Here is a 12,229-nt window from a genome sequence, read left to right as displayed (position 1 = left end):
CAACCCAACCCAACCCAACCCAACCCAACCCAACCCAACCCAACCCAACCCAACCCAACCCAACCCAACCCAACCCAACCCAACCCAACCCAACCCAACCCAACCCAACCCAACCCAACCCAACCCAACCCAACCCAACCCAACCTTAAAAAAGCGATTGCCTCATAACCCGCAAGGGCTACGAAACAATCGCTTTTTAATTCTCAGAGTGTACCCAAAACACCGGTTACTCTGGTTGTTTTTCATGTTCTGCAAGTTTCCTTGCAGCTTCTTCGCGATCCTCAGGCGAATGCGGAAGTTCGAGGTCTATCTCACGCTCCGCTTGCTTACGGTGTGCGATTCGGCTACTAGCTGCAGCGGCTACCGCGCCGACGATATCGTCGAGAAAGGTGTGGATCTGCCCGGTGTTTTTGTCGTTCAACCGTTCAAGAACGCCTGGCTTAAGCTTGTCCACATAACCATAGTTGGTGAAGCCAATGCTGCCATATACATTTACGATAGAGAAAGCCAGAATCTCATCCACTCCGTATAATCCCTCATCATTTTCGATCATATCCTGAAGCGGCGGAAACAACTTCCCCTCCTCCGCGAGCATGTCCAATTGAATGCCCGTAAGTACCGCATTTTGCACTTCTCGTTTGCTGAGTACCATCTCAACGTTATGGACACATTCTTCCATCGTTAAGTTTGGATAATATTTTTTTTGCAGAAACATAACGAGCTCTGCGATTTCCTGCAGGTTCACTCCACGCTTATTCAACCACATTTTGGTCGCATCTGCGACTGCCTTGCTGTTCAGACTGTAAGGTATTTTTGCGATTGGTTCATCAGCCATGATTAGTCACCTCGTAAGTTAAGTCTTTGCATTACAACGTTCGTTAGCATGATGTTAAGCGCTGGTGTTATCTCAGATTGTACGTTTAGAAAAAGTATTTGTCCAGAAAACGGAGTCTATGTGAATTAAAATCTAGATCCAACCTAACCTGAAAATAAAGCGCACAGGCTTTTCCAACAATTTAGGATAAGCAGTTGTTATTTTTTGGACAAAGGTCTCGTATACATAGCAGTACAAATGCTATCTAACCTTGAAAGGGGTAATAAATGATGAAAACAATGCAACAAATCCGCGGGATTTCCGCAGTCTGCCTACTCGCAGTTCCGCTGGCACTGTCCGGTTGCGGCTTGTTCGGTTCGGAATCAGCATCGATTGATGCTCCGCCACCTGAGGTTGAAGCACAGATGTTACAGACAGAGGGAAATAATACTTTGGATTCAGGTGTATTTGGTCCAGTGGCTCAGGATGATGCACAAGCAGTTGTGAAGGACAGCACCAAAACCGCTAAAGCAACGGCTTCCGGTGACCGGACGACCGTATATTTGGAAGATGGAAATGGCTTACTCGCTCCAGTGTCGCTAAATCTGCCAAAAAGCAAAGACTCCGGCACGCTCAAGAACTCTTTAATGGCATTAGTGAATAAGGGAGAATATGCGTCCTCATTGCCAGAAGGTTTCCAAGGCATTCTACCAGCTGGAACTGAGGTGCAAAGCATTACGGTAGACAAGTCGAATCTGGCAGTTGTTGAGTTCAATTCGGAATTTAACAACTATGATGCTGCGGATGAACGCAAAATCCTTGAAGCGATCACTTGGACACTTACCGGTCAAGATGACATTAAAGGTGTACAGTTCTGGGTAGATGGTAAAAAGCTTACGGAAATGCCGCTTCAAGGTACTCCGCTGGATCGCCCGCTGTCCCGCACAATGGGCATTAACCTGCCAAAACAAGGTCCATCTTTGATGAACTCTAGTGCGGTTACTGTTTATTTTTCCACAACATCTCCTGAGGGTATCCAATATTATGTTCCGGTTACGCGCTTTGTACCCGCAGGGCAAGAACAGCTGACTGCTGCTATCAATGAACTGATTGCGGGACCTGAATCCGGAGACGGTCTGGAAATGGTTATGACACAGGGCACATCACTTGATTCGGTTGAAGCCGGACAAAACGGTGTTGTTACTGTATCCTTGACTGACGATATGTTCGCAGATGGGAAGGAAGTTCCTGCCGAATTGCTGGAATCGGTTGTTCTGACTGTTGCGCAAAATACGGAAGATGCTCTGGTTCAAATTCGTTTGAACGGCAAACAATCGATTACCGACACTGACAATGTGGACTATAGCAAACCTGTTTCTGCACCTGAATTTTTGAACGAGCTCCCGTTATAGAATGACCTTCTAAGGTTTAAAAGATGCTTTTGTGCCTCCTCTTTGGTAGAATAAAAGTTGCTCAAAAAGACGTAACGTCCCGAACGGTGAACTGCCGCAATGAACAACAGGGAAACGGGACTCACACTAAACTATTAGCTATACGATGTAGGAGGCAGAAAAGATGAGATCAAACGGGCGAACGGACGACCAATTACGGCCGCTGACAATAACGACCCAAACGAATAAATATGCTGAGGGCTCCGTGATCATTGAGATGGGAGACACCAAAGTTATTTGTACGGCTACTGTAGAGGAAAAAGTGCCTCCGTTTCTTAAAGGACAAGGAAAAGGCTGGGTAACTGCCGAATATTCGATGCTTCCTCGGGCCACCCAGTCCCGTAATCAACGTGAAGCTGCACGCGGTAAACTTACCGGACGTACAATGGAGATCCAGCGGCTGATCGGCCGTGCGCTTCGCTCTGTGGTGAATTTACAAGCGTTAGGTGAACGTAGTATTACGCTGGATTGTGATGTGATTCAGGCGGATGGGGGAACTCGGACGGCTTCGATAACAGGCGCTTTTGTTGCCATGGCATTTGCTATTAATAAAATTGCACTACAGCACAAGCTGGCTGTTTTTCCTATAACAGACTTTTTGGGAGCAATTAGTGTAGGTGTTGTAGGGGATAAAACATTGCTCGATTTGAATTATGAAGAGGATTCCAAAGCCAAAGTGGATATGAATGTAGTCATGACCGGCGGCGGTGCTTTTGTTGAGGTACAAGGGACTGGCGAAGAAAGACCATTCTCGCGTCAAGAGCTGGACCTATTATTAGGTCTAGGTGAGAAGGGAATTTATGAACTGATTGCGGCGCAAAAAGAAGCGCTCGGAGCGATTGCTCTGAAAATCCCTTCCGGCCAGCCGGGCCAAGAGGTGTAACATGAATTCCAAGGGCAATATTCTCATTGTCGCAACGAAGAATAAGGGGAAGGTGCGCGAATTCGAGCACGCTTTTGCCCCGCTGGGCCTGACAGTTAAGAGTATGTATGACTATCCGCATCTGCCCGATGTGGTGGAAGACGGGGCTACTTTTGCAGAGAATGCGTTTAAAAAATCCAAAGCCGTAGGTGATGCACTTGGAATTCCGGTACTCGCTGATGATTCGGGTCTTTGTGTAGATGCTTTGGATGGCAGACCGGGTGTGTACTCTGCACGTTTTGCCGGTGAAGACGCTACGGATGGGGAAAATAACCTGAAGCTGCTTAGCGAGCTAGAGAGATTGAAACAGGGGGAAGACACAGATCAGCCTTTGCTGAGCACGGCTAGGTTCGTCTGTACTTTATCGCTGTACGATCCAGTTTCCAAGCAGGAGCTAACCGCAGAAGGTGCGGTCGAAGGTTGGATTACTTCAGAACCATCAGGTGCTGGCGGTTTCGGTTACGACCCGCTATTTTATCTGTCGGAACATGAAAAAACTATGGCCGAGCTTACGCTGGAAGAGAAGCAGCAGATTAGCCATCGAGGAACTGCACTGCGACTGCTGACGGCAAAGCTGGAGAAAAAACTGGCAGCCGAAGGCGGCCTATCGCAGGAATAGATTTTTATATAAAAGTGGGGGTGTCCAAAAGCCGCGAAATGGCTGCTGGGCACCCCCGTTTTTTATTCCTTCCCCTTAAACAAAGCATCAAACTTCGTTCGATTCTAGCACATTCACCCGTATGAAGCGGCTACCCGGACACAGCTGACCTTAAACGCAGCTTTATCCGATATTTGAGATTCGAACGGACCCCAAAGTCGCTATGGGCACGAAAAACACCCCGAAAGAAGCATTTTATAGGGAATAGCAGCACTGGAGTCCGATACACAGCTCCAAAGGCTTGAAATTTGTAAATAACGTCAACTGGGTCCGTAACGTAAGCCCCAAAGGATGAGAATGCCTCTGCACTAATAATGGGATGTTCTCCTTGTTGGAATCAAGGAGAGTACCGGATTATATCAGCTTCCAAAGAGCAGGTGTGGAAGCTGGCTCCCACCCCTGAAGTGAAGTGTGAGGCTGCAAGCAGGAATACGTTTTTCCACTGTAGGCGACGACATCACCTACTTTATAAGCAACTCCTGTTACCCAGCTAGACCCTCCCGAAGTAGGAGTAGCAGTCGGTAATGGAGTTTGCGTCGGTGTTACGGTTGCGGTGGGCGTCGGTGCCACCGTAGGCGCTGGAGTAACGGTTGCAGTAGGCGTCGGTGCCACCGTCGGTGTTACTGTTGGAGCTACAGTTGCCGTTGGTGTAGAAGTTGCTGTTCCACACACGCTGATGTATTTCCAGACACCGTCCGGTCCGCTAAGATCGGGACGGTCTCCCTGTGTCCACCACTTGGCTTCATAGAGTGAGCCGCTGTAGGAAACGCGTTGTCCGCCAGTATATGCGGTTGCCGCATTCCAGGTCGCTGCCGAACATTGTCCCGGCGTAGGAGTAGGTGTTGGCGCTACAGTTGGCGTTGGCGTCACGGTTGCCGTCGGAGTCGGTGTTGTTGTAGGTGTTGCCGTTGGTGTTGCTGTTGGTGTAGTCGTCGGAGTCGGTGTTGCTGTCGGTGATGCAGACGGTGTTGGTGTTGGCGTAATGCCTCCGTACAGTTTATCGTATTCCTGTTGGGACGAGTTTCCGTTCAGGGTGATTCGCTGTGGACCGCCTGAAAAATTCAGCTTCATCATACCCGGAATTTCAAGTGAAGCTCCATTCGCAATAGTTTGAGTAGCTGTACCTGTAATACGGTAGCGGTTGAAATCCCAGGCCGTGGAGATTTGCTCAACGCTACCGGCTCCCCATGCCGAGGTTAGGGTTGTAGTTGTTGGCAGGTCGAACTCCAGCTTCCAGCCACCGGAAATATCTGTGCCGGTATTGTTCGTTATTTTTAATGAATAGGTATAGTTCGGATGATCATAGGCGCCGCTGAAGCTGAGGTTGAAGTTTTTAGGTTCAGGCAACTGCGGCTTAGGAGCTCCGCCCGGCGGCGAGGCTGTCTTCAGCTGATCATAGGCAAAATCGGTCAGAGAATTGCCATACGTATAAGTGCCATCGCTCTGCTCAGAGTAATCGCCCGTTAGTTCCCAGAACATCATACCTCCCAAGCCTTTTTGCTTGATGTAATCCAGCTTGTAGCCAAGCGATTCCTTATCTTCATACGTAAGAAAAACCTTCTTGTCTGCGTTGAACAAGTACGGTGTTTTGGTAACAGGATCGAAGTAACGTTTATTCGCTGGATCTTTGAGCAGATTTAGCACATGCCAGATCGGATTTGCACCAGCAGGCTGCTCTGGTGCGGGATCATTCCAGATCCCGTATTGGCCATCTGCTCCCCCACCGGTTGTCGGAGCTGTGCCGTAAAGGCCGGTATTGTTGATGCCTCCATTCACATTTTTCCAGCCTCGTGAATAATAAGGAACTCCGATCACGATTTTTTCCGGAGGAAGCGTTCCAAGATAGTATCGGACCGCCCAGTCGGTATTCAGAACCGGAGTACCCAGCGCAGCAGTTTCAGTATCGCGGGAATCCGGGTACAGTGCAGAATGCGGCCCAACATATCCATTCCAAGCCCCATGGAAATCATAGGTCATAAGGTTCGCCCAGTCTAAATACTGATTGGCTTCCCCAAGCTTCATGCCCCCAAGAATCCAGGAAGAGGCGGTGGCCGCAATAGTCAGGTCATATTTCTGATTGTCTTGTGAACCTGCCAGATCGAGCTTTTCGCGGAGTTTTTTCATAAGAAGAACGTAGTTGTTGTAATTAACTGTACGCAAAGGTTCTGCCACGGCAAAATCGTTAGGATTACCGGACTGCCCAGTGCCAGAAGGGTACTCCCAATCGATGTCTACTCCGTTGAACTGATAGGTACGCAGAAAATCCACAACACTATTGGCAAAAGCTTCTCGCCCGGCTTCCGAATTCGCCATGTTGAAGAACCCTCCGGAACCCGACCAGCCGCCAACAGAAATTAGGGTGCGGACATCAGGATAGAGCTGTTTGTACTTAACCAGTTGGTTAAAATGCCCCTTAAAAGGCAGGGTGGTCAGCTGACCGGGATAGTCTTTTTCGATTGCAGCTGTACGGTCCATGAGATCAATCTTGTTCGTTTGAGGATTTACCTTGGCGAAGGCGTAGTTAATATGGGTAATTTTATCCCACGGAATCTTGTCTACGGTGTAAAATCCTTTGTTCTCCTGATCGCCCCACTCTGGGAAGTAAGCAACGATTTTGCGAGGATGATCAGCTGCTGGAGCGGGAGCGGAAGGTGTTGTTTCCGCAGCATGGGCCACTGGTAAGGATGCACCTGTCCCGGTGTAAAGTGGAACCAGAACGATTAGGCTCATTAGCGCAGCAAGGTAACTTATGGATATTTTGCGCTTAGCACGTGCTTTTGCAATCATATTTAATATACCTCCAAAGGGGGATAATGTTATTTCAGGAACGATGCTTCCTGCAAGTCTTTAATTGAGCTTCCATAGCGCAGGTGTGGTGGCTGGCTCCCAGCCCTGAAGTGAAGTGTGGGGCTGCAAGCAGGTATATGTTTTTCCGTTGTAAGCGACGACATCACCTGTTTTGTACGCAACGCCTGTTCCCCAGCTAGACCCTTCCGAAGTAGGCGTAGCGGTAGGTAAAGGAGTTTGTGTAGGTGCAACGGTTGCAGTTGGTGTTGGCGCTAAAGTAGGCGTAGGTGCAACGGTTGCGGTAGGCGTTGGTGCTACCGTTGGTGCTACCGTAGGTGTTAAAGTTGGGGCCACAGTTGCAGTTGGTGTTGGTGTCGCTGTTCCGCATACGCTGATGAATTTCCAGACCCCATCAGTTCCGCTAAGATCAGGACGATCCCCTTGCGTCCACCACTTGGCTTCATAGACTGAGCCATTGTAGGAGACACGCTGTCCGCCAGTGTATACGGTTGTTGCACCCCAGGTCGCTGCCGAACATTGTCCCGGTGTAGGCGTTGGGGTTGGCGTCACGGTTGCAGTTGGCGTTGGTGTTGCAGTAGGTGTAGCGGTTGCAGTTGGTGTAGGTGTTGGTGATGTGGATGGTGTCGGTGTCGGCTGCACCACTCCGCCACCAAGATCGGCGTTTAGTTTATTGGTTAGTGTTTTGTTCCGGTCACCACTTGTTTCCCAGAACATAGCACCTGCAAGACCCTTGGACTTCAGGTAGCTGATCTTGTGGCCAAAGGATTCTACGTCGTCATAACTGATAAAGGTTTGATTTGTTGGATTATAGAGATAAGGCACTTTGGATGTATCATTCCAATAGCGGGTATAACCGTTTTTGTTGATATAATTGGCTTCGAGATCATAGAAATCATAGCTGCCTTTTTCCCATGTACCCGTTGGTGAGATGCCAGCGGACACCTGATATTGGCCGTTTCCTGAAGCAGGAGCTCCGCCCCAACCACGACCGTAAAAAGCCATGCCAAGTACAAGCTTGTTCGCAGGTACACCATTCGCAAGATAGGAGGTTACCGCTTTATCGATGTTAAAATTTTGCGGTTCGGTTAAGCCCGAAGCGGAAGCTGCGGGATCATAGTACAACGGAGCATTATGTCCGGTGGTGGTGTTCCAGCTCCCATTAAAGTCATAGGTCATAATATTGATCCAGTCGACAACGGAAGCAATGCCAGCCAGATTATTATTGTTGATGTACGTTGGGCCTGCCCCGGAAGCAATGGTCAGCAGATAGGTTTTTCCATCCGCCGCGCCGGCTGTATTCAGCTTTTCGCGAACTTTTTGCAGCAGCAGTACATAGTTTTCTTTATCTTCAGGACGGTAGCTATTGCCTGCGAGTCCACCACTTACTGGATATTCCCAATCGAGATCCACGCCGTCCATCTTGTATTTTCGAATAAAATCAACCGCGGAATTGGCAAAAACCTCACGGGTCGCAGCTGTCGCAGCTACATCCGAGAAACGGTTCGACCAGGTCCAGCCCCCAACGGAGATTAGGGTCTTCAGGTTCGGGTTCTTTTCCTTCAGCTTCCATAGCTGCTTCAGGTTACCTTTGATGGGATCATCCCATTTGTCATCCCCGAAGCTTTTTCCAGTGTCAATCCACGGGTCACCAAGAACAATCGTACCGTTCGGAACGCTGATGGCTTGGCCTTGCTCATTCTGGCAAGACCAGGTCACCGGATTAGGTCCAGTGGGGTCGGGATTGCCATGGATGCCATTCCAACAAATATCCGCAAAAGCGTAGTTAATGACATTCATTTTGGTAGGATCGATATCAGTTACATTGTAAGCACGCCCGTAAGCGGCCCATGAAGCGTAATAACCAACCAGTTTGTAATCCTGTGCGGCGTTGGCTGTTTTGGGACTGCCGCCCAGGGTGGAAAAGAGTGTCAGAACAAGCGCGGCGATCATCGCAATTGCAAAGGTTTTGCGTGAAGCTTTTTTCGTGAAGATCATTGAATTTCTACCTCCTAGATTCAAAGTGTAGTTCGAAATTCTTTTCGGCAAGATGTCCTGACCTTCACCTCCCGTCGGTTGTAGTGCACCATCACCCTTGGCGTCCCTATCATTCTATTGAAGTTCAATTCGTAGATTCAGCAGCAAAAAAGCAGCGGTCCAAATCAAGCCTTACCCAATCAGTAAGCGCTTTCTTTTATGCTTTTTGTGTGCTGCTGTTTCTTGGATTTTAAAAGATGTAACATGCTGTGTATGGTTTGAATGAATAGAGGAGGTTGTTTGGAAGTTGGATAATTAGGATGAATTAGATATAAATGGGTGATGGTAACTCTTATTCTCAAGCATAGCTTGCAATTGCGCTAGGGATAAAATCAGGTGATATAGGGGGAGAATTTTCTAATTTATAGTGACTCTTCAAAAAGTGAACCCTTTTGGATTTGTATACTCGCCTTTTATCAAGAAACTCATGAAGAAACACATAACCACCGATGTAATGAATATAAATCATATACATGCCTGAAATATTTATTTATGGAACTATGCAACGCATCGATGTTTCTTTTCGTTATAGTAGTATCATACGGAAGGTGGTGGGCTCACCGATGGTTGTGTGGGTGTTTTGGCTGATCGCAGCCGGTGTCCTGTTTGTTGTTGAGATGATGACGCTTACTTTTTATTTATTGTGGCTTAGTATTGGTGCTTTGGCCGCAGGTTTGGTGTCGCTGATTGTTCCCGAAGCCATTTTGTTTCAGGTGGTCCTTGGATCACTGGTCGCACTTGGTCTGACTATATTCTCGAAACCACTGGTTTCAAGATTTCGCCATTCACGTGGGTTCAAGGATACAGGTACAGAAATCATCGGTAGGCAAGGAGTAGTTGTTGAGCCGATAGAGCAGGGACGTTACGGGCAAGTGAAGGTAGGCGGAGATACGTGGAGCGCGAGCTCTGATCAGAATCTGGGCAAGGATGAGGTTGTAAGAGTAGTGAAAAGAGGCACGACGATTATCGAAGTAGAACGATGGGGGGGAATGAACTAATGCAATGGGCAATTATCGCAATTATTATTGTAGTGGTCGTAGTTTTTGTGGCATTAACAGTCAAAATCGTACCACAGCAACGGGTAGGCGTAGTGGAAAGGCTCGGTAAATTTAATCGTCTGCTGACACCGGGGTTGAACATTCTGATTCCTGTAATTGATCAGGTGCGCACGTACCATGATTTACGGATTCAACAAGCGAATGTACCTCCACAAACGGTAATTACAAAGGATAACGTGCAGGTGCAGATTGATACGATTATTTTCTACCAGGTGGTTGGACCAGAGGAAGCTACTTATGGTATTTCTGATTATGTGTATGGGGTAAGAAACATTTCGACGGCAACAATGCGGCAAATCATCGGTAAGCTGGAATTGGATGAGACCTTGTCTGGACGGGAAAAGATTTCGACGGACATCCGTCTTGCTCTCGATGAAGCTACTGAGAAGTGGGGTGTACGGATCGAGCGTGTGGAAGTTATCGATATCAAACCGCCATTGGATATTCAGGAAGCGATGGATAAGCAGATGAAAGCAGAGCGGAGCAAACGTGCCATTGTTTTGGAGGCGGAAGCTGCCAAGCAGGATATGATCCTACGCGCTGAAGGGGATAAACAAAGTAAGATTCTAAAAGCAGAAGGCGATAAAGAAGCGCGTATCCGTCAAGCAGAGGGTTCTCGCCAGGCGCAAGAGCTGGAAGCACACGGTGAGGCTAAAGCGATTCAAGCCGTGGCAGAAGCAGAAAAATCACGCATTGAGCTGATTCGTTCGGCAGGTCTGGATGAGCATGTTCTGGCTTATCGTTCCTTCGAGGCTCTGGCTGAGATTGCCAAAGGTCCTGCTAATAAAGTGTTCTTACCAACAAGCGCTGTTGAAACGCTGGGAAGTCTTGGAGCGATTGCAGAAGTCTTCAAAGCGAGCAAGGACAGTAAATAGATTTTACAATTCGAGCTTATTCCGTTAAAGTAAAAAGCAAAAACAACCTTATGCATACGAAGCTATTGTTGTTCATGCTAACTTTGAAGGAGAGAAGCTACTGTGACGCAAAAAGAAATTTCACCGCTAGTTGAACTGCTTGGATTACAGCCTCACGTTGAGGGTGGTTGGTACAAAAGACTTTGGAATTCGGAATTTGAAATTTCGCAGGAAGTGTTAGGCGATAGCTATTCTGGATCACGTCATTCGGCATCTTCAATTTATTTTTTACTTCACGAAGGCGAACAATCTGATTGGCATACTGTATTGTCCGATGAAGTTTGGTTGTGGCATTCCGGTAGTCCAATCGTGCTAAGTCTCGGAGGTAATGGAGATAAGCCTGAGGATGTGCAGGAAGTTATTCTGGGTCTCGATATTGCTGCAGGCCAGCAGCCACAAGTGGTTGTTCCAGCGGGAGTATGGCAGGCCGCGCGCTCGTTAGGCAAAGAGCCGACGCTGGTATCCTGTATTGTTTCTCCTGAATTCCATTTTGATGATTTCAAACTAATTGAGAAATAAAGAAGAGCGGGGGCGCTTACGCCTCCGTTTTTTTGTAAGGATTTGGGGAATGATGAAGCCATCTGCTATACTTTTTATGGTAGCGTTTGCTTCTTAAGTGGATAAATAGGTTAAGTATGTTTAACGAAATAACAATAAGCTTGGAGGGTTAAGCGATGAGTGAATTGAATGCACCGTTCTCGGGTGGTCCTACTTTAAATGACGGGGTGACCATGCCGTGGCTGGGTCTTGGCGTGTATAAGACTAAAGATGGCGAAGAGGTTATTCATGCGGTCAAAACCGCAGTGGAATTAGGATATCGCAGTATTGATACGGCAGCCGGATACAATAACGAAGAAGGCGTAGGACAAGCTATTCGTGATTGTGGAGTGGCCCGGGATGAGTTGTTTATTACAACTAAAGTACGGAATCCTGATCAAGGTTATGAATCTACGCTAAAAGCGTTCGAGGATAGCCGGCGCAAGCTGGGTCTGGACTATCTAGATCTGTATCTCATACACTGGCCGGTGGCAGGGAAATATCGTGAGACATGGAAGGCCTTAATTCATCTGCAAAAAGAAGGCCTCATCAAATCTATCGGTGTGAGCAATTTTCAGGTTCATCATCTGAAAGATATCATCGAGGATACCGGAGTGGTGCCTGTGGTGAATCAGGTGGAATTCCATCCGCTGTTGACTCAGCGCGAGCTGCTGAAATATGCCAATGAACAGGGCATTCAGCTTGAAGCATGGAGTCCATTAATGCAGGGGAATCTTGATCTACCACTCTTAAACGAGTTGGCTGAGAAGTATGGCAAGACCCCTGCTCAAATTGTACTTCGCTGGGATTTGCAGCAAGGTGTCATTACGATTCCTAAATCCGTACATGCGGATCGAATCAAGGAGAATGCGGGATTCTTTGACTTTACGCTTAGTGATGAGGATGTCAAAGCTATCGAGGGCTTGAACAAAGACCATCGATTTGGCCCGGACCCGGACAACTTTAATTTTTAAAGATCGTTCAGACAAGATCGTAGAGTAATTATTGCAAATACAAGCCAAACAGCAAGCCA

The 12,229-nt window shown here is 47.8% G+C and carries 10 protein-coding genes; 7 read left to right on the top strand and 3 right to left on the bottom strand.

Annotation, left to right across the window (positions count from 1 at the left end; translation table 11 throughout):
• Positions 1 to 226: 226 nt before the first annotated feature.
• Entirely contained in the window at positions 227 to 835 is a 609-nt protein-coding gene (locus NYE58_RS29550) for a phosphatidylglycerophosphatase A family protein (RefSeq protein ID WP_076129198.1), read from the bottom strand.
• A gap of 269 nt (positions 836 to 1,104) precedes the next feature.
• On the opposite strand from NYE58_RS29550, the gene NYE58_RS29545 reads away from it, so the two are divergent.
• From NYE58_RS29545 to NYE58_RS29535, 3 genes are all read left to right on the top strand, one after another.
• Positions 1,105 to 2,226 carry a GerMN domain-containing protein gene (locus tag NYE58_RS29545; protein ID WP_341003726.1) on the top strand — a complete coding sequence of 374 codons (1,122 nt, stop codon included), beginning with the start codon at positions 1,105 to 1,107 and terminating at the stop codon, positions 2,224 to 2,226.
• Between the two features lie 163 nt (positions 2,227 to 2,389).
• Positions 2,390 to 3,148, top strand: coding sequence for a ribonuclease PH (gene rph / locus NYE58_RS29540; protein ID WP_036686952.1), 759 nt, complete (start codon positions 2,390 to 2,392; stop codon positions 3,146 to 3,148).
• Position 3,149: 1 nt separating this feature from the next.
• Positions 3,150 to 3,806 carry an XTP/dITP diphosphatase gene (locus tag NYE58_RS29535; RefSeq protein ID WP_076220464.1) on the top strand — a complete coding sequence of 219 codons (657 nt, stop codon included), beginning with the start codon at positions 3,150 to 3,152 and terminating at the stop codon, positions 3,804 to 3,806.
• Between the two features lie 393 nt (positions 3,807 to 4,199).
• Here NYE58_RS29535 and NYE58_RS29530 read toward each other — a convergent pair whose 3' ends face one another.
• Together NYE58_RS29530 and NYE58_RS29525 are read right to left on the bottom strand one after the other, a co-directional pair.
• A complete protein-coding gene (locus NYE58_RS29530) occupies positions 4,200 to 6,632 on the bottom strand; it encodes a glycosyl hydrolase family 18 protein (RefSeq protein ID WP_076278019.1) in 2,433 nt (810 codons plus the stop codon).
• A 60-nt stretch (positions 6,633 to 6,692) separates the two neighbouring features.
• The gene (locus tag NYE58_RS29525; protein WP_076278018.1) at positions 6,693 to 8,648 is read right to left on the bottom strand and encodes a glycosyl hydrolase family 18 protein; all 1,956 of its coding nucleotides are present in this window, start codon (positions 8,646 to 8,648) and stop codon (positions 6,693 to 6,695) included.
• 512 nt (positions 8,649 to 9,160) lie between these two features.
• Between NYE58_RS29525 and NYE58_RS29520 the strand changes: the two genes are divergently transcribed.
• The 4 genes from NYE58_RS29520 (at position 9,161) to NYE58_RS29505 (ending at position 12,170) form a co-directional block, all read left to right on the top strand.
• Complete coding sequence (locus NYE58_RS29520; protein WP_341003725.1) at positions 9,161 to 9,685, top strand: NfeD family protein; 525 nt, start codon at positions 9,161 to 9,163, stop codon at positions 9,683 to 9,685.
• Entirely contained in the window at positions 9,685 to 10,620 is a 936-nt protein-coding gene (locus NYE58_RS29515) for an SPFH domain-containing protein (RefSeq protein ID WP_076129203.1), read from the top strand. Before NYE58_RS29520 ends, NYE58_RS29515 begins: the two co-directional genes overlap by 1 nt.
• A gap of 102 nt (positions 10,621 to 10,722) precedes the next feature.
• Positions 10,723 to 11,178, top strand: coding sequence for a cupin domain-containing protein (locus NYE58_RS29510; RefSeq protein ID WP_036686965.1), 456 nt, complete (start codon positions 10,723 to 10,725; stop codon positions 11,176 to 11,178).
• A 155-nt stretch (positions 11,179 to 11,333) separates the two neighbouring features.
• Entirely contained in the window at positions 11,334 to 12,170 is an 837-nt protein-coding gene (locus NYE58_RS29505) for an aldo/keto reductase (RefSeq protein WP_076146344.1), read from the top strand.
• Positions 12,171 to 12,229 lie beyond the last annotated feature (59 nt).

Origin of the sequence: Paenibacillus sp. FSL L8-0708 (assembly GCF_038009325.1) — a bacterium.
GTDB lineage: Bacteria > Bacillota > Bacilli > Paenibacillales > Paenibacillaceae > Paenibacillus_AQ > Paenibacillus_AQ odorifer.
The sequence above is the reverse complement of the archived record's forward strand: the minus strand, read 5'-3'. Positions and strand labels throughout refer to the sequence as shown.

What these genes read in the sequence shown, in the direction of transcription:
- NYE58_RS29535 (WP_076220464.1), top strand. Translation starts at nt 3,150, where the DNA reads ATGAATTCCAAGGGCAATATTCTCATTGTCGCAACGAAGAATAAGGGG.
- NYE58_RS29515 (WP_076129203.1), top strand. Translation starts at nt 9,685, where the DNA reads ATGCAATGGGCAATTATCGCAATTATTATTGTAGTGGTCGTAGTTTTT.
- NYE58_RS29505 (WP_076146344.1), top strand. Translation starts at nt 11,334, where the DNA reads ATGAGTGAATTGAATGCACCGTTCTCGGGTGGTCCTACTTTAAATGAC.
- NYE58_RS29520 (WP_341003725.1), top strand. Translation starts at nt 9,161, where the DNA reads ATGCCTGAAATATTTATTTATGGAACTATGCAACGCATCGATGTTTCT.
- NYE58_RS29545 (WP_341003726.1), top strand. Translation starts at nt 1,105, where the DNA reads ATGAAAACAATGCAACAAATCCGCGGGATTTCCGCAGTCTGCCTACTC.
- NYE58_RS29530 (WP_076278019.1), bottom strand. Translation starts at nt 6,632, where the DNA reads ATGATTGCAAAAGCACGTGCTAAGCGCAAAATATCCATAAGTTACCTT.
- rph (WP_036686952.1), top strand. Translation starts at nt 2,390, where the DNA reads ATGAGATCAAACGGGCGAACGGACGACCAATTACGGCCGCTGACAATA.
- NYE58_RS29525 (WP_076278018.1), bottom strand. Translation starts at nt 8,648, where the DNA reads ATGATCTTCACGAAAAAAGCTTCACGCAAAACCTTTGCAATTGCGATG.
- NYE58_RS29550 (WP_076129198.1), bottom strand. Translation starts at nt 835, where the DNA reads ATGGCTGATGAACCAATCGCAAAAATACCTTACAGTCTGAACAGCAAG.